Annotated in this window: 19 protein-coding genes; 14 read left to right on the top strand and 5 right to left on the bottom strand. The window is 61.4% G+C overall.

The window, feature by feature from the left end:
* The first annotated feature begins 22 nt into the window (after nucleotides 1-22).
* From RAS12_RS00625 to RAS12_RS00660, 8 genes are all read left to right on the top strand, one after another.
* On the top strand, nucleotides 23-349 hold the full coding sequence (locus RAS12_RS00625; protein WP_306944466.1) for a phage baseplate plug family protein: 327 nt from the start codon (nucleotides 23-25) through the stop codon (nucleotides 347-349).
* A complete protein-coding gene (locus RAS12_RS00630; RefSeq protein ID WP_306944468.1) occupies nucleotides 342-1,253 on the top strand; it encodes a phage protein in 912 nt (303 codons plus the stop codon). The genes RAS12_RS00625 and RAS12_RS00630 overlap by 8 nt, the downstream gene beginning before the upstream one ends.
* 3 nt (nucleotides 1,254-1,256) lie before the next feature.
* Complete coding sequence (locus tag RAS12_RS00635) at nucleotides 1,257-1,952, top strand: Gp138 family membrane-puncturing spike protein (protein ID WP_306944469.1); 696 nt, start codon at nucleotides 1,257-1,259, stop codon at nucleotides 1,950-1,952.
* The gene (locus RAS12_RS00640; protein ID WP_306944471.1) at nucleotides 1,952-2,320 is read left to right on the top strand and encodes a contractile injection system sheath initiator; all 369 of its coding nucleotides are present in this window, start codon (nucleotides 1,952-1,954) and stop codon (nucleotides 2,318-2,320) included. Before RAS12_RS00635 ends, RAS12_RS00640 begins: the two co-directional genes overlap by 1 nt.
* 21 nt (nucleotides 2,321-2,341) lie before the next feature.
* The gene (locus RAS12_RS00645; protein ID WP_306944473.1) at nucleotides 2,342-3,793 is read left to right on the top strand and encodes a hypothetical protein; all 1,452 of its coding nucleotides are present in this window, start codon (nucleotides 2,342-2,344) and stop codon (nucleotides 3,791-3,793) included.
* The gene (locus RAS12_RS00650; protein ID WP_306944476.1) at nucleotides 3,793-4,455 is read left to right on the top strand and encodes a baseplate wedge 1 family protein; all 663 of its coding nucleotides are present in this window, start codon (nucleotides 3,793-3,795) and stop codon (nucleotides 4,453-4,455) included. Before RAS12_RS00645 ends, RAS12_RS00650 begins: the two co-directional genes overlap by 1 nt.
* Nucleotides 4,456-4,457: 2 nt before the next feature.
* Nucleotides 4,458-5,567, top strand: coding sequence for a hypothetical protein (locus RAS12_RS00655; protein ID WP_306944477.1), 1,110 nt, complete (start codon nucleotides 4,458-4,460; stop codon nucleotides 5,565-5,567).
* Nucleotides 5,568-6,619: 1,052 nt separating this feature from the next.
* Nucleotides 6,620-6,976: a phage tail protein gene (locus tag RAS12_RS00660; RefSeq protein WP_306944479.1), complete on the top strand. Its 357-nt coding sequence runs from the start codon at nucleotides 6,620-6,622 to the stop codon at nucleotides 6,974-6,976.
* A gap of 9 nt (nucleotides 6,977-6,985) precedes the next feature.
* On the opposite strand, the gene RAS12_RS00665 is transcribed toward RAS12_RS00660, so the two are convergent.
* Nucleotides 6,986-8,008, bottom strand: coding sequence for a tyrosine-type recombinase/integrase (locus RAS12_RS00665; protein WP_306944481.1), 1,023 nt, complete (start codon nucleotides 8,006-8,008; stop codon nucleotides 6,986-6,988).
* Between the two features lie 125 nt (nucleotides 8,009-8,133).
* On the opposite strand from RAS12_RS00665, the gene RAS12_RS00670 reads away from it, so the two are divergent.
* The 5 genes from RAS12_RS00670 to RAS12_RS00690 all read left to right on the top strand — a co-directional run bounded on the left by RAS12_RS00670 (nucleotide 8,134) and on the right by RAS12_RS00690 (nucleotide 10,376).
* The gene (locus RAS12_RS00670) at nucleotides 8,134-8,586 is read left to right on the top strand and encodes a hypothetical protein (protein WP_306944483.1); all 453 of its coding nucleotides are present in this window, start codon (nucleotides 8,134-8,136) and stop codon (nucleotides 8,584-8,586) included.
* Nucleotides 8,576-9,070: a hypothetical protein gene (locus tag RAS12_RS00675; protein ID WP_306944485.1), complete on the top strand. Its 495-nt coding sequence runs from the start codon at nucleotides 8,576-8,578 to the stop codon at nucleotides 9,068-9,070. The genes RAS12_RS00670 and RAS12_RS00675 overlap by 11 nt, the downstream gene beginning before the upstream one ends.
* On the top strand, nucleotides 9,054-9,320 hold the full coding sequence (locus RAS12_RS00680) for a hypothetical protein (RefSeq protein WP_306944487.1): 267 nt from the start codon (nucleotides 9,054-9,056) through the stop codon (nucleotides 9,318-9,320). The genes RAS12_RS00675 and RAS12_RS00680 overlap by 17 nt, the downstream gene beginning before the upstream one ends.
* A gap of 263 nt (nucleotides 9,321-9,583) precedes the next feature.
* The gene (locus RAS12_RS00685; RefSeq protein ID WP_306944489.1) at nucleotides 9,584-10,048 is read left to right on the top strand and encodes a carboxymuconolactone decarboxylase family protein; all 465 of its coding nucleotides are present in this window, start codon (nucleotides 9,584-9,586) and stop codon (nucleotides 10,046-10,048) included.
* 7 nt (nucleotides 10,049-10,055) lie between these two features.
* On the top strand, nucleotides 10,056-10,376 hold the full coding sequence (locus RAS12_RS00690) for a DMT family transporter (RefSeq protein WP_306944491.1): 321 nt from the start codon (nucleotides 10,056-10,058) through the stop codon (nucleotides 10,374-10,376).
* Between the two features lie 72 nt (nucleotides 10,377-10,448).
* Here RAS12_RS00690 and RAS12_RS00695 read toward each other — a convergent pair whose 3' ends face one another.
* The 4 genes from RAS12_RS00695 to RAS12_RS00710 all read right to left on the bottom strand — a co-directional run bounded on the left by RAS12_RS00695 (nucleotide 10,449) and on the right by RAS12_RS00710 (nucleotide 14,294).
* Nucleotides 10,449-12,110: a hypothetical protein gene (locus tag RAS12_RS00695; RefSeq protein ID WP_306944493.1), complete on the bottom strand. Its 1,662-nt coding sequence runs from the start codon at nucleotides 12,108-12,110 to the stop codon at nucleotides 10,449-10,451.
* On the bottom strand, nucleotides 12,107-13,114 hold the full coding sequence (locus RAS12_RS00700; protein WP_306944495.1) for an Lnb N-terminal periplasmic domain-containing protein: 1,008 nt from the start codon (nucleotides 13,112-13,114) through the stop codon (nucleotides 12,107-12,109). The genes RAS12_RS00695 and RAS12_RS00700 overlap by 4 nt, the downstream gene beginning before the upstream one ends.
* 134 nt (nucleotides 13,115-13,248) lie before the next feature.
* On the bottom strand, nucleotides 13,249-13,866 hold the full coding sequence (locus RAS12_RS00705; protein WP_306944497.1) for a YiiX family permuted papain-like enzyme: 618 nt from the start codon (nucleotides 13,864-13,866) through the stop codon (nucleotides 13,249-13,251).
* Nucleotides 13,863-14,294, bottom strand: coding sequence for a hypothetical protein (locus tag RAS12_RS00710; protein ID WP_306944498.1), 432 nt, complete (start codon nucleotides 14,292-14,294; stop codon nucleotides 13,863-13,865). The genes RAS12_RS00705 and RAS12_RS00710 overlap by 4 nt, the downstream gene beginning before the upstream one ends.
* Nucleotides 14,295-14,316: 22 nt before the next feature.
* On the opposite strand from RAS12_RS00710, the gene RAS12_RS00715 reads away from it, so the two are divergent.
* Nucleotides 14,317-14,781: a hypothetical protein gene (locus RAS12_RS00715; protein ID WP_306944499.1), complete on the top strand. Its 465-nt coding sequence runs from the start codon at nucleotides 14,317-14,319 to the stop codon at nucleotides 14,779-14,781.
* Nucleotides 14,782-14,803 lie beyond the last annotated feature (22 nt).

Genomic DNA, 14,803 nt, shown 5'->3' on the forward strand with positions numbered 1-14,803 from the left:
CGCAAATTTCCAGGAAGGTCCCATGTTTGAGATTCCAATTTTGGACGCCAACGACAGCCTCACCGAGGTGGAGCTGGATGGCGTCACTTACTTCTTGCGGCTGTCCTGGAACAGCGAGGCTGAACTGTGGGTCTTGTCGATTGAGAATGCCTACAACGAGCTGATCGTGGCAGGCATCGCGGTAGTGCCGGACACGCCGCTGCTTGGCGCATACCGGCATCTGGCGGTGCCTGCGGGCGAATTGGTGGCGCGCGCGCCGGACCGCCGGGATGCTATCAGCCGGACAGCGCTGCCCAGCGGCGTGGTGTCGCTGATGTACATCGAGGCGGATGAGGTGGCAGATGGCTAGATTTAATCGGGTCTACCGGCTGTTGGTGGGCAAGGGCGGCGCCAAAGGCTTGGAGATCGTGCCGCCTATCCGGCTGGTGTTCGAGATCACCAAAGACGTCAACGAAGAGCCGAACGATCACAAGATCCGTCTGTACAACCTGTCGCCCGCAACGCGTAAATCTCTGGAGGAGCCGGGGCTGCGCTGTGTGCTGTACGCGGGTTATGCCGAAGAGGGCGGGCCGCTGTTGATGGCTTCGGGCAGTGTCGTGTTTGCCTACACAAAATTTGACCCGCCCGACGTGGTTACGGAATTGATCGTCAAGGATGGTTATACCGAAGTGCGGGACACAGCCGTGTCTATCGGCTTGGGGCAGGGCGCCTTGGCAAGCGCCATCATTCGTGACATTGCCCGTCAGATGGGTTTGTCGCTGGTGATGGCTGACGACATCCCGGACCGCACCTGGGTCAATGGTTTTTCATTTTATGGCGCGGCGCGTACGGCGCTGCACAAGGTGACGCAAGGAACCGGCCTGGAATGGTCGATTCAGAATCAACAGTTGCAAGTGCTGCAACGCGGCGGCACGACGCGGCGCCAGGCGGTGGTGCTGGCCGTTGATACAGGCTTGCTGGGTCATCCCGAGCGCGTGCGTGAAGCCGCGCAGGAAAAGGCGAAGTCCAAGGGCAAGCCTGCCGACGGCGCCGCCGACTCGGCTAGCGCGCATCAGGAGCGGGACGGCTGGAGCGTGAAGTCCTTGTTGCTGCCGATGATCAACCCAGGCGATTTGGTCAAGCTGGAGAGCCGCACGGTGGAGGCCTTTCAGCGCGTTGAGAAAGTGCAACACAAGGGCGATAGCGAAACCGGCGATTGGCAGACCGAATTGAGCCTGGTCGACCGGTATGCGCCGCCCAAGAAAAAAGGATAAGTCATGAGCAACGTGGTGAGCGCGATCCGCTCGATTATCTCGACGGAGCTGGCCGATGTGTACACAACGCTGCCGGGCGAAGTCGTCAGTTATGACGGCATATTCGTGACGGCGCGTCCGGCGCTGGCCAAGCGCCTGGCAAACGGCGAGAACTTGCCCGCTCCCCAGATTGTTCGCGTGCCGGTGTGCTGGCCTGTGGGCGATGTGCGAGGCGCGCAGGCGCTGATTTCGGTGCCGCTCAAAGCGGGTGACGCGATCAAGTTGTCGTTCTCCGCCCGCGCGCTGGAAAACTGGCTGATGGGCGATAACGGTCCGCCCGACGACCCGCGGCAATTCGATCTGTCTGACGCCTTTGCCACGCCGCTGTTGCGTCCTGGCACTGTCGCGGCCGATACCGACAACGTCAGCATTCAATACGGCCCTGGCACGCTGAAGTTGTCGCCAGCCGGGGAACTGACCTTTCAGGTCAAGAACTGGACTGTCCAGGCCGAGCAAACGACCTTCAACACGCCGGTCACGATCAATGGGCCGCTCGTCTACACGCAAGGCATGGCGGGCGAGGGCGGCGCGGGCGGCGCATCCATGCGGATACGAGGCGGCGTCGCCTATGAAGGCGGATCGATCACGCACAACGGCAAAAATATTGGCGATTCGCATCGCCACCCCTACGCCGGCGGCATTACGGAGGACCCTGTCTGATGGCTTTGGACCTAGCACTTTCCGCTGACCATGATCTGGATCTGGATCTGCTCGGGCGGACAACGTTTGTGGACGGCGCCGACCGGATTGCACAACAGATCAAGGTGACGTTGCTGGCCTTTATGGGCGAGTGGTTTCTGGACACCACCTTTGGCGTCCCGTACTTCGACGACATTCTTGTGAAGTCGCCAGACCGGGCCAGCATCGAAGCCATCTTGCGTGCCCGGATTCGAGCGGTGCCCGGTGTTGAACGCGTGCGCCGTCTTGATCTTGAAATTGAACGCCAACTGCGCGTTCTGCGCGTCAGCTTTGACGCCGATACGACCGCGGGACGACTCGATCGAGTCGTCGAACTGCGTAAGACCTAACCCCATTTTTTCGAGGTACCTATGGCCTACGGTGTCACACCGGACGGGTTCGTGCGTCCGCGCCTTCCCGAGATTCGACAGGAGATCGTGGCGGACTTGCGTGCCCGCATGCAGTCGGCCGGCTTTAACGGGGCGGTGGAGACCCGCCCAGACAGCATCACCGGCTTGCTGATCGATACCTTCGCCGAGCGCGAAGCCACTTTGTGGGAGCAGGCAGAAGGCGTTTACTACGCCATGTATCCCGGTTCGGCTACGGGTGTGTCGCTGGACCGGTCCGTGTCGTTCACGGGCGTGTCGCGCTACCTGGATGAGCCATCGCGGGCTTATGTGGTGTTGTACGGCAGCGCCGGAACCACCGTGCGGGCCGGCGCGCAAATCCGTCATCGCGTCAGCCAGAACCTGTGGGCGCTGGCAGCGCAGGCGCAGATTCTGGCGGGTGCTGCGGCCGACGTGACGCTTCAGCCGATTGTTGCGACGAATACCGAGTACCGCGTTTCGATCGATGGCCAGGCCTACGTTTACACAAGCGGCGCTACAACGAATCTGCCGCAAATTCTGGCAGGGCTGGTTACCGCGCTGTCGGCCAGCGGCCTGGCGGTGTCCAGCGACGGCGCTGCCGTGCGGATTCATACCGATGGCCGCAGCGCGGTGGCGTTCACCTGGTCTGGGGCATTGAACCTGGCTCGCTTGGGCTCGCCTGCGCTGGTCCAGACCTTGCAGGCATCTGCCGAAGGTGCGGGGGAAGGGGATCTGGACGGAATCGTCACCCAGGTAGACGGCTGGACCGCCGTCTCCAACCTTCAGCCGGGCGTGGCGGGCAGGCTGGCGGAGAACGCCGCCGAACTCCGTGCGCGTTATCCCACCGGTTTGTTCCGGCTGGGCGCGGCCACGCTGCCCAGCATCGCCCCGAACGTGCGCGACCGTGTGGCGGGCGTGCGCACCGTCAAAGTGTTCATGAACAACACCGATGAGCCGGATGCGCTGGGGCGGCCGCCGCACAGCGTCCATGCGGTGGTTGACGGCGGCCTGGACGATGAAGTGGCCGACGCGCTTTTCCGGGTGGTGGCAGCCGGCATCGATATGCATGGCCAGCAATCGGTAGTGATCAAGGATGCGGATGGCGCGGATCAGCGCATCCGCTTTGACCGCCCGGAGCTCGTCTACGTGTGGGTGCGGTGCGTCACCACCTTGTTGCCGCCTTCCGAACAAGCGTTTCCTCCTGATGGTTTTCAGGAGATTGCGGACAACCTGGCCGCAGTGGGCAGGGCGTTTTCCATTGGTGAAGACGTCATCCTGCAACGCTTGTATGGCGCGATTTACCGCAGCTCAGGTCTGGCATCGGTGGACCTGGCGCTGGCGTATTCCACGGACGCGGCCTTTGTGCCCGACCCTTCGGACTACCACGCCGCCAACGTGGCGATCCAGGACTTTCAGGTTGCCGCGTTTGATATGTCGCGCATTGAGGTGACGTGATGGATCTGAACCAAGACCACGCAAAAATGGCCTGGGGCCATTGGCTGGGGCAGTTCCAGACCAAGCGGCGGCTGGAAGCGCTGGTCAAGGCTCTTCTCAAGCCCGCCGAAGGGCTGCAAGGAGCATTGCGAGCGCTATACGAAGACCGTTGGTTGGACACGGCGGTCGGCAAGCAGCTCGACGGCATTGGCGAGATCGTGGGCTTGCCTCGGGTAGTCGACGAGACGCTGTATGTGCGTTTCTTCGGTTTCCTGGATCAGCCCAACGTGGGTGGGTTTGGCGAGGCCCGATTCCGGCGGTCCCATGAACGCCCGGTTTCCGGGTCCACCACCTTGCTCGATGCCGAGTACCGCAAGCTGCTGTACTGGAAGATCGCTCTGAACAATGGGCACGGCTCCGCGCCGGAGATTGCAAGCTCTCTTAAACCGATTTTTGATGTGTCCCGCGTGATCGTGCAAAACGCGGGCAACGCAAAAATCCGCATCTGGGTCAGCCGGATTCCCGGTCCGAATGACCCCCTTATGGCCAACCCCTACAAGTGGGTCCCGCAAGCCGCCGGCATCGGCGTGCAACTCATCACCGGTTCGACCGAAAAGCCCTTCGGCTTTCGCGAACAAGGTTTCCATGGTTTTGGCGTCGGCGTGCTGGCGCGAGGTATCTAAAAATGGCAGATCCCACTTTCTTCGATCTTTTCAAGTCGACCTGGGCGCAAAACGGCCTGACGGAAGGCATCACTGACCTGCAATACAAGACCGGCTGGTCCTACATCGGGTCGGTTCCGCCTTCGGTGGAACAGTTCAACAAGGTTCAACAGAGCACGGACGAGCGCCTCGGCTGGCTGTACAAGCAGCTCGATGGCCTGGCCACGGTGACGGGGCGGCCGCTGCAAGAAGGCGGAACCGACGCGCTTAGCCATGCGATCCAGAATCTGGATGCAGGGAATGTAAAAACTGGCACGTTGCCGGTGGCGCGGGGCGGATCTGGGCTGGTGAGCGTCCCCGCCGGGTCTTTTCTGACGGGCAATGGCACGGGCGCTTTTGTTGCTCGTACGCCGGTGCAAGCGCTGGCGGACATTGGCGGCGCGCCCCTTGCGTCTGCCGCGCTGACGGGCGTGCCGACTGCGCCGACGCCGGCTAGCGCAGACAACAGTACTCGTCTGGCTACCACGGCCTTTGTGGCGGGGAATTTTCCCAGGGTTTTCTCGATTGCTGCGCTTCCTACGGAGGACATCGGTCCCATCATCGTGGCGGAATGCAGCGAGATCTGGATCTGGTCGGCTTCCAGCTTTTTCAACGGATACCGATCCCCTCTGTGCGGCCGTCCGTTGGATGGCCATACCGCCACGCCGCTGCCCAGTGAGATTGACGCGGTAGGTGGTGTGTTGTCGAAGGCGGCTTATGCGCGTCTGTGGGGCTACGCCCGGGAAAATAGCCTTGTCGTCAGCCAAGCGACGTGGACAGCCAACGTTGGCGCGCACTACTTCGTGGACGTGGATGCCAACCAATTCCGGGTTCCTGATTTGCGCAACATGTTCCGCCGATTCACGGGGACTGACGCTGACACTGCAAATGCGAGGGCGTTGGGTAGCCGTCAGGGCGACTCCATCCGATCGCCGTACAACATTGGCCGGCTGTTGAACAATTACTATGCGTGGGCTGCAGGGTCGAACAATGGTGGAGGCATGTTGCTCGCCAATGCGGGCGCCGATGGCGTACTGGCTGGGCTGGAAAATCGGCCTCTGAACACCGCTTATCAGCCGAGAATCCATGCATAGCGCCTATGTCAATGCAAGTGCACGGGGAAATTTATGCAGTTGTGAAGACGGATGGAAAAAGCTCCGCGCCCATTGCCCCCCGGAATCACGAACGGAAATTCCCTCGCTTCGAACCTGAGTCGTGTTGTCCGCACAGCAACGGAAACCCGCGCCATCGACGCCTCCTTTTATCCACTAATTCATGCTTGAAATTAAGCATGTAGCCGAGGGTAATAAGCGACGTTGATCGGGCGCGTTTCGACGGATGTTCTAGCACCGGGAGAGTTCGATCCAGAGAAAGAAACCAGCGTCGCTCCCGCTGGGTCAGCGAGGGATGCGGTCGTGCGCGCGTCTGCCGGCCCGGCGCCTGCAATTACAGAAATAGCCCCGGCCGGGCCTTGCGCCGTGACCGCAGTGGTATCTGACAGAGTGCGTATCGAGAAGCTACCAGTCAGATTCTGAAGTGCGTCCAACTGAGGGTGGGCCATCACTCTCGCATTTGCAGTGACAGGCACGTCAAGCATGGATGCGTGGGTGGAAGGCAGCATTCACGCATCGGGTTTCAACCGACGATCGAACAACTCGGGCAGAGTCGAAGTAAATCTCGTCGCCATCAGGCGTGGTGCCAATGGTTGTCGGATACACGGAGGCGCCTCCAGATGCTCCCGTCAGTCTTCGACTGAAGACCCCAATACCCACGAAGGTCGTGTCGGTGCTACTAGCTGTAAATGCGTCTTGATAGGCGAGGTTCTTGATGAGGCCTGTGATCTGTTGCACGGCATCTTTTTGGACTGACCCCAACCCTCTCGCATTTGCAGTGAAAGGAACATCAGGCATGGATTCTCGGGTGGTAGGCCAAATTTAGCGGACGAGTTTCAGATCGGCCCCCGCCCACTATTCCAGCGGTCGACGTGGTTCCAACGTTGTCCGCCTTTCGAGACACTGCGCCGCCCGCGCCGTCAATCTGAGCTGCTCCGACTATGCCGTGGGCGTGCTCTTTCACTCCATCGGCCTGTCGGCTTCCAAGCGCCCGCGCATTTGCAGTGCAAATTTCATTTTTAGGAGAAAATTACGTGCAAAAAACCGTATATCAAACCGATAGCAATGGCTTATATCTCTACGAATCCGTCGCGAATGAGCTTTCGCTCTCGCCCGGTTCGTTCAATATTCCGTTTGGTGCGTATTTGGACGCGCCGCCTCAGGCCGAAGACGGCCGTAGGCCTCGCCGCGACGGCGATAAATGGGAGCTGGTCGAGGACCATCGCGAGACTTCGCTGTGGTTCGCGGAAACGGGCGATCAGTACACGCTAGGCAACGTGCATGACGTCGACGGGGTGGACGTCAGTTATCCGGGCTGGGGGCCTATTCCCGCCTGGCTCACCGCTGTCGCGCCGGTGCAATCGGCTCAAGGTGCCGCCGAAGCAGCGTAAAGCACTGCGCTAGGCGGCAAGAGGCAGAGCGTCAAAGTCCGCCTGACGCTCTCTGCGCATTTCTTCAAGCTGGCGCTTGCCAAGCGCGCTGCGAGCAAGCTTTTGCGCAAGCTCCCGCCCGTGAGGGTGGTAATACCGCAGCAGCATCCGCGTGTCGACGTTGCCGTTGACCTTGGCCAGCTCGTGCATCTCAAACACGGTGGCCAGTTCTGAAGTTCCCTCATGGCGCAAGTCATGGAAGCGGAGGTCGCGGAAGTAGGCCGTGTTTGGCCGGCGGCCTAGTTGCCGGCACATGCCCTCGTACTGCTGGCGGGCGCGCCTGCGGGCGCGGATAAACGCGCGCGTGACCGATCCGGGTTGCATCGAGAAAATGCGGCCGCGCATCGGCTTTCCGGTCAGCCAGCGTCTAAGCGTCTCACGCGCTCTGGGCGTCAAGGGCACATCGCGCGCGCGGCCGTTTTTAGTGTGCGGCAGGTGGACGACGCCATGCATCATGTCCAGGTTTTCTCGAAGAATGCCAACCACTTCCGACCGTCGCATACCAGTTTCCTTTGCCACGGTCAGGATGGTGGGAAGCTCGATGGACTGCGTGGAGCGAATGATCCAGTCCAGCTCCTTGCGCGGGCATTGGTCATCGGACACGCCGCGCAGGGTGATGCGGTCGAACAGCCGCCGATCGCGTGCATCGTCGACCGCGGGCCGCCGGACGAGTTGCACCGGGTTTGCCAATTGGTCAAACCCCCAATCTTTTCGGATCACTGTGTAGACGTGGGATAGGAACGCCATGCGCCGCACTACGGTGGCGGGCGCTTTGTCCTTGAGCCATTCGTCGCGCAGTTCCATGAGATCAGAGCTGCGGATTCGATCAACTGGGCGAATGGCCAACCTGGTCGCCCGCCAAATTCGTGCGATCGACACTTCGGACGTATGCCCCTTCTTCGTCGATGACACCTCCACCAAATAACGCGCAAGCGCTTCAGACAAGGTGGGCGTGGATTTTCTGCGGGGCTGACGGCGGGACCAGGGTTTCATGGAAGCAAAAGCCCCAGGTTGTAACGCATATCCGCATTTTCTTTTTTTGAACTGGACAGTCCCGGGGGGATCTTGCGTCCAAACGGCAGGCAATCATGCGAACCGTCTACAGGAGCAGTGCAACGATGGAACCAGGATCTACGGGGCTGGGAGGCCTCGCGGCCTTGAAGGTCGCAATGGCGTACGGCATTCCTGCGGCGGTGGCGGCCATGCTTGGCTTGTTGATCATGCCGCCGCGCACCGTACGCGAATTCACCGTGCGCACCGTGTCTACGGTCGCCTGTTCGTTTCTGTTTGGTCCGGCGCTGGCCAGCGCCGTGATTGCCTGGAAGCCGGGGTTGATGGATGCGATGACCTGGTTGGCCCGTCACGGCGCGGGCACGGATGACGCGCTGTTGGCGAAGTTCTATGTGTTGGGGCCAAGCATGTTGCTTGCAGGCCTGCCCGCATGGTGGGTGCTGGGCGCCTACATGCGATGGATGGCCAGCATGAGGCAGAAGGGCGTGTTGCAGTGGGTGGCCGAGCTGCGCGACAAAGTGCTGGGCATGCGCTCGGACGGGGGCCGTCATGGACCTTAACAACATCACCAAAACCGCCATCGACCCTGCGCTGGCCTTGCTGCCCGCCAAGATGGACTCGGCCGCGGCCCGCGTCATGCTGTTGGCCATTGGTTTGCAAGAAAGCCGCTTTGTGCACCGCCGCCAGATTGGCGGACCCGCCCGCGGGTTCTGGCAGTTTGAGCGGGGTGGAGGCGTGCGGGGCGTGCTGACGCATGCGGCGAGCCGCGATCAGGCCAAGCACATTTGCGGAATGCGGCGGGTCGACCCTATAGCCTCCGCCGTCTATGACGCATTGGAATCGGACGATGTGCTGGCTGCGGCGTTCGCAAGGTTGCTGCTCTGGACGGATCTCGCACGCCTGCCTGCCGTGGGCGATGCGCAAGGCGGCTGGAATCTCTACGCCCGTACGTGGCGTCCGGGCAAGCCGCACCTGCACACCTGGCCGGCGCTTTATGCCGAGGCAGCAGCTTCGGCTGGGGGCAGTTATGTGGGCCTGGCTTGAGCGCTTCAAGAGCGTTGCCGTGGCCGCTGCGGCCGCAGCGGCCGTACTGTTTGCCACCTACCTGCGGGGTCGTAGCGCCGGGCGCGCGGTCGAGCGCGAGGGGAATGCGGCGCAGATCAATGAGCAGGCTGAACAGGCCCGCAAGGAGGTCAGAGATGTACAGGATCAAACGGCGCGCATGGATGATGGCGCTATTGCTGATGAGCTCAGGCGTGACTGGGTGCGCGGCGCCGGCCAAGGTCGGCGTTGAATTCTGCGAGCATGCAAGGCCAATTTACTTCGATGACGCGGGGCAGGTGGATGCCACCCCGGCGCCCGTCCGGCGGCAGATCCGGGATGGCAACGCGACCTGGCGGACGCTCTGCGGCGGATAAGGCGGGCGGCATGGACAGGTCCGGACGGCGCCGCGTAGTTAGCGTTATGGCCCAGTCTGGAATGCATTCTATGGCTCTGGAATGCTGGGCCATGTTGGCGCAAGATAGCGTTTCTGAACCCACCAACACCGGACCAATCATGAGCCAACGCATCGACTACGCCACCGCATCGCCTGACGGCTACAAAGCCTTCGGCGCCGTCTACGTCTATCTTCAAAAATGCGGACTATCCAAAGAACTGATCGATCTGGTGTATCTGCGCGTGTCGCAGATCAACGGATGCGCCTACTGCATCGACATGCATTCCCGTGACCTGCTCAAAGCGGGCGTCGCCGTGGATAAGCTGGTGCTGGTGCCAGTATGGCGCGAGGCCGGCGCCGTATTCACGCCGCGGGAGCGCGCAGCGTTCGCATGGACCGAAACCGTGACGCGTATTGCCGAAACCGGCGCGCCCGATGCGGACTATGAAGCCGCCGCAGCGCAATTCAGTGCCAAAGAGCTGGCCGACCTGACGTATGCGATCGGATTGATGGGCGCGTTCAATCGCCTGGGTATCAGCTTCCGCGCGCAGCCCGCGGCAGCGGTTGCGGCTGCCAAGGCGTAGGGCATCTATGGCATGGACTCTTCTTGGCATTGCCGGCGTTCTTGAAATTGCGTTTGCCTACGGGCTGAAATTGTCCGAAGGATTTACGCGATTGACGCCGGGACTGTTCGCGGCGGCCACGGGCTTGTCCAGTCTCTTCCTGCTCTCTATGTCGCTGCGCACGCTGCCCGTAGGGACCGCCTATGCCGTCTGGACAGGCATAGGCGCGGCCGGGACGGCCGTTGTGGGGATCTTGGTGCTGGGTGACTCCGCCGCGCCCCTGCGCGTACTTTGCATTGTTCTGATACTTGCGGGTGTCATCGGGCTCAAGCTGGTTTCGGCAACTTGATTCAATTGAATTGACGCCGCCCAGGCTGGGTCTGCGTGGCATACATTCCGGGCCGCGTTCCACGCCGGTGCATCAATCCAGATTCACCACGTGCCGCTCCGTTTTATTGCCCGCCGCAGGAGCGGTGCGCAGCGCGTCGGCCGCCAAGATGGCTATTCTGCCGTCCAGCGTGCCAACCGCCAGCTTGTCATCATGCGCGTCCATAGCGTAGATGACCGTCGGCAAGCCATCGACATGCACTTGGGCGTCCAACACCACCGCGCCCGTGCGCGCTTCGATCAGCAGCAATCCGCCGTCCAGGAAGGCAGCGGCGATCAGGCCGGATGCGGGCAGATACACGATGGCGCTCGCGGACGCGCGGGTCTGATGCCGCCATTGCTCGCTGTCGCGATTCAATGGCTTGCGGTAGATGAACCCCGCATAGTTTCCGTCCACCGTCGGAGAGTAATGCTGGCCACTGATGACCACGCCAGCGCCTTCGGTATCTTCAACGTAGCTGCCGCAAAGCTCCATGGCATGACTGGCTGGCGTGTCGTCTGCTTTCAGCACGGGCCAAAGCCGCTGCACCTGGCCGTCCGGCTGCACGATGCACAGCACTTTTCTTTCATGCGAGCTGGCTGGCGTGCCTTGCAGCAGGAACAGGAAGGGTGCGCCGCGGATGCCGACGTAATGGTTAAAGCAATCGTAGTGGCCCAGGTCCACGCGGCGTTCCGCGCCCGTGTTCAGATCAACCAGCAGGTCGTGCGCGCGCTTTCGGGCATGATGGCTGCGGTTCTGACGGCCCAGCGCGACGCCTGTGGCCGACACAGAAAACGTGTATTCCCCGTTCCACGCATGAGTCTGCCGCAGGCCTTCGCTGGTCAGCGCGCAGAGTCGGGAATGTTGCTCCCACGATCTCGGCTGCGAGCTTTCCACCACGTGCACATGCAAGCCCTGGGCGCGTAGGATTTCGGACCCATGACCGCCGGCTCCGGCATAGGCGGCGATCCGTTCGCCGGTTGTGGCGTAGATTTCGAGCTGGCATCCGGCGTGAGCGACGGCGATCCGGCAGGAATCCAACCAGGCGATGTCATTGATGGCGCCCCGGCTTATCCAGTGCGTTTCGCCGAACCATTCGGCAAGGCGGGATTCCGGCGGGTGCGAGGTTTTCGGCGCAACATCGCAGGGAGCGATATTGGCGGGGTCTATCACCAGATCCACCGAGCCCGTTGAGGCTCCTGGTGATTTTGCACGCACTGCGAACAAGGTGTTGAATGCGGCGTCAGAAGCATCCTCGGCATCGGCCGGCAAGCCCCATTCTTCGTCCCAAGGGCGCACCCAGGCTTCGAGCTCGTCTCCTGCTGCATTGAAGCGGCAGCGCAACACTTCGGGCACGTGGTTGAAAGGGCGGTTGCCATGCTTTTCCAGCCAATTCCATACAAGCAGATCGCCTTCAAAGCAGTAGCCGCCGTCGTAGCTGCCTGCGCCGATTGCAATGCTGCTCCCGGTTGGGTGAAAGTCCACGTCATGGACCGGATGAAGCAGGTCATCGAAGGCAGCAAAAGGAATGCGCGAATCGCGGCGGTATAGCGCGACCCGGTAGCGCAAGGCCCGGCCTCCGTACGACGCGCGCGCCCTGGGATTGGCCAGCAACGGGAATTCCGAGGCGACAGCCGCCACGTCTGCGGCAGCGTTGAAAAATACGCCGGTGATTTTTCCGCTGCCGCGTACGGACGGATTCATGATGGTGGTCATTGAAGGTCTTGTCTTTGTGATTCGTCGATGCCCGGCACGCCGCGCCGGATATTGCGTGAAAACCATACGGGCGCATCGGTCTCGCGCGCCCGGTCCGTATATCTGCCCAGTTGGCGGTACTGGGCGGCGCTGCCCGCGCCCTGCAACACGCCCAGGTCGTACAGATATTCAGGCAGGTAGCCGGACACCAGTTGGCGGTAATCCAGCGGCAGTCCCGGCACGATACGGCGCGCCATCTGGAACACGATGGTGGTGCAGTTGGCGGTCAGGGTGTGGTAGAAGCGCGGCTTGTGGCGCAGGCGGTTGGCCGCGGTCACATATGCCAGGAATAGCGAACGCGCATCGTCCATCGGCATGTGAACGCGATACAGGTAGCTGTCTTCACCGCGGACATTGGTGCGTACGCGCAGGCTGTCTTCTTCGGTGGAAGCGATGACGCTCAGTTCATATTGCTTGAAGAAGCCGCCGATTTCTGAAAATGAGTCGCCCTGTTTCCTCCGTATCTCTACAGAGAAAACCACATAGCGATCATCGCCGAAGCCAAACGACACCAAGGCATGCGCGATGGCAGCGTGCCCCCAGTAGGACAGTGCGACATCCACGCTTTGCAGGTCGGACAGGGCGTAGTGGCGCGTCTCCCAACGCGGGGTGAAGTCGGTGCGAGTGCGCCAGTCGAAATTGCGCACGTTGTGCAATGTGATGTGGTCGCCGTTGATGTCGCCATGCGTTTGGCGCGCAACCTCGGGGATCCAAGGCCGCTCGTTCGAGGCGCGAATGGTGTGCCACCAAAACAGCAGGCCGAGCAGCAAGGCGCCGAACACATAGGCGCCTGAGCGCCACTCGGGCCAAGCCAGTGCAGCAATGCCTGCGAACGCTGCGAAAAGCCAGAGCAGCGTCAGCGCGATACGCACACTGCGGGGCGCGGGGGCACGCAACCATAGCGCCAGGGCGCCCCAGGCCGCAGTCAGAGCGATAGCGATCCCAAGCAGGATGGAAGTGGTCATGAGGCCTTATGTCGGTCGGGCCGCCTGAGTATGGCCGGGGGCGATTTAAACCGTCAATGGGCTGTGCAGGGCGTCAGCAGGCGCTTGCCGGATTCTGCGAGATGACTGGCGGCCAGCCGCTGCCGCAAGATGACCTACTGTTCGTCGACGGTGGCCAGCAGATCGGACTCATACATCGCTGCCGGCGAGATGATCGGTTCATCCCAGGGGATGTTCTTGCCGTAGCGCTCCTGCATCTTGGCTTGCACGGCGGGCGAGCTCAAGTCGAAACGCTTTAACGGCGCAAGCTCACCGATCTGTATGCCCAGCGTACGCTGGTAAATCTTCCAGACCAGCTCCGAGCAATAGATCTTGTCGTCCGACCAGGCAAAGACCAGGTCATACGGCTTGCCTACGTAGCTCGCGCCGGCCGCGGCCAGTTGTTCGCGGACTTCAGGCGTCAGCATGGATGCGTCACGCAGCCGTTTGGCAACGTACTGGCCACCTTCGCCTTGCGCCACCCATTGATCCAATGGGGTGTAGCTGACGCGTGCGGCGGCTTCCAGGACGTATGGGCGACCCTGGCGCGTGACAATCATGCCCATATGGCTATAGGGCGAATGCGTGGCTTGCTGGATGGCCAGGCTTTGTGCAGAACGGGATTGCTGGAAAACCAGGTCGCCCGTCTGCAAGTCGGACGCCGCGCATGCGGCTAGGGAAAGCGTGGACAGCGCCGCCACAAGGGCGACGCGTGTCCAGGCGGATTGCTTCATGAACGTGCCCGGCTGGCGGCGGGCGGCTCTTTTTTGCTGCGCGTTTTCACGGCAGGTTTTTCGACTTCGGGCGGAGCATCAAACTCCTGTTTGTTGCGCTCACCACGTGGGGTGTTTTCCGGATGGGGTTTGGGAAAAGCCCAGGGCTTAGTTTTCTGATCCATTGCATGTACTCCTTGCACAGGCGGAACAGTAGCATTAGCCGTGCCTGGGAGTAAGTGAGGGTTGACGTCAATATTCATCACAACGTGATATCTGAGGAAAAAATCGTCCATTTCGACAGGGCCGGCAGCTACTATGTTCCCGGTTTTCGATCCGAATTTTGCCCTATGGGACGAAGTAGAGGTTTTTTTGATGCGTTCCGACGGTTCCCTGATTGACCAATGCCTGCCGAAACACGGTTTTTCCGAGCGCCATTCTTTGCGCATCAATGCGCCAGCGCAGAGCGTTATGGCTGCGGCAATTGCCTACCGGCCAGACCAAGATCCCTTTTTTCGCAACATGATTGCGCTGCGGGAAGCGCCGATGCGCTTGCTGATGGCGCTCGGGCGCAATGCGGTCCCGCGCGCCGCGTTTGGCCTGGATGACTTCACCCGCGCCGCGCAGAGCGAGACTGAGATTGTTTACGGATTGATCGGGCAGTTCTGGAAACCGGGATATGGTCTGGTTGCGGTGCCGGATGGCACGGCATTCAAGACCTATGGCGAGCCGGGAGTTGCCAAGCTGGCCTTCAATTTTCTGGTCACACAGCGAGCGGGCGGCGAGGTGATCTTGTCTACCGAGACGCGCGTCTTTTGCCCAGACGAGGCGGCGCGCAAGCGCTTCACGCCTTATTGGTATCTGGTGCGTCCGGTTAGCGGACTGATCCGGCGCCGCATGCTGACGCGAATCAAACGCGCAAGTTTGGCGGCATAACGGTGGCGCGGGGGCCCGCCAT

It is taken from the genome of Achromobacter seleniivolatilans (assembly GCF_030864005.1).
Taxonomy (GTDB): Bacteria; Pseudomonadota; Gammaproteobacteria; order Burkholderiales; family Burkholderiaceae_B; genus Achromobacter; species Achromobacter seleniivolatilans.

Excerpts from the sequence above, each read along its gene's own strand:
- RAS12_RS00625 (WP_306944466.1), top strand. The coding sequence starts at position 23 with ATGTTTGAGATTCCAATTTTGGACGCCAACGACAGCCTCACCGAGGTG.
- RAS12_RS00630 (WP_306944468.1), top strand. The coding sequence starts at position 342 with ATGGCTAGATTTAATCGGGTCTACCGGCTGTTGGTGGGCAAGGGCGGC.
- RAS12_RS00635 (WP_306944469.1), top strand. The coding sequence starts at position 1,257 with ATGAGCAACGTGGTGAGCGCGATCCGCTCGATTATCTCGACGGAGCTG.
- RAS12_RS00640 (WP_306944471.1), top strand. The coding sequence starts at position 1,952 with ATGGCTTTGGACCTAGCACTTTCCGCTGACCATGATCTGGATCTGGAT.
- RAS12_RS00645 (WP_306944473.1), top strand. The coding sequence starts at position 2,342 with ATGGCCTACGGTGTCACACCGGACGGGTTCGTGCGTCCGCGCCTTCCC.
- RAS12_RS00650 (WP_306944476.1), top strand. The coding sequence starts at position 3,793 with ATGGATCTGAACCAAGACCACGCAAAAATGGCCTGGGGCCATTGGCTG.
- RAS12_RS00655 (WP_306944477.1), top strand. The coding sequence starts at position 4,458 with ATGGCAGATCCCACTTTCTTCGATCTTTTCAAGTCGACCTGGGCGCAA.
- RAS12_RS00665 (WP_306944481.1), bottom strand. The coding sequence starts at position 8,008 with ATGAAACCCTGGTCCCGCCGTCAGCCCCGCAGAAAATCCACGCCCACC.
- RAS12_RS00670 (WP_306944483.1), top strand. The coding sequence starts at position 8,134 with ATGGAACCAGGATCTACGGGGCTGGGAGGCCTCGCGGCCTTGAAGGTC.
- RAS12_RS00675 (WP_306944485.1), top strand. The coding sequence starts at position 8,576 with ATGGACCTTAACAACATCACCAAAACCGCCATCGACCCTGCGCTGGCC.
- RAS12_RS00680 (WP_306944487.1), top strand. The coding sequence starts at position 9,054 with ATGTGGGCCTGGCTTGAGCGCTTCAAGAGCGTTGCCGTGGCCGCTGCG.
- RAS12_RS00685 (WP_306944489.1), top strand. The coding sequence starts at position 9,584 with ATGAGCCAACGCATCGACTACGCCACCGCATCGCCTGACGGCTACAAA.
- RAS12_RS00690 (WP_306944491.1), top strand. The coding sequence starts at position 10,056 with ATGGCATGGACTCTTCTTGGCATTGCCGGCGTTCTTGAAATTGCGTTT.
- RAS12_RS00695 (WP_306944493.1), bottom strand. The coding sequence starts at position 12,110 with ATGACCACCATCATGAATCCGTCCGTACGCGGCAGCGGAAAAATCACC.
- RAS12_RS00700 (WP_306944495.1), bottom strand. The coding sequence starts at position 13,114 with ATGACCACTTCCATCCTGCTTGGGATCGCTATCGCTCTGACTGCGGCC.
- RAS12_RS00705 (WP_306944497.1), bottom strand. The coding sequence starts at position 13,866 with ATGAAGCAATCCGCCTGGACACGCGTCGCCCTTGTGGCGGCGCTGTCC.
- RAS12_RS00710 (WP_306944498.1), bottom strand. The coding sequence starts at position 14,294 with ATGCGCAAAGAATGGCGCTCGGAAAAACCGTGTTTCGGCAGGCATTGG.
- RAS12_RS00715 (WP_306944499.1), top strand. The coding sequence starts at position 14,317 with ATGGCTGCGGCAATTGCCTACCGGCCAGACCAAGATCCCTTTTTTCGC.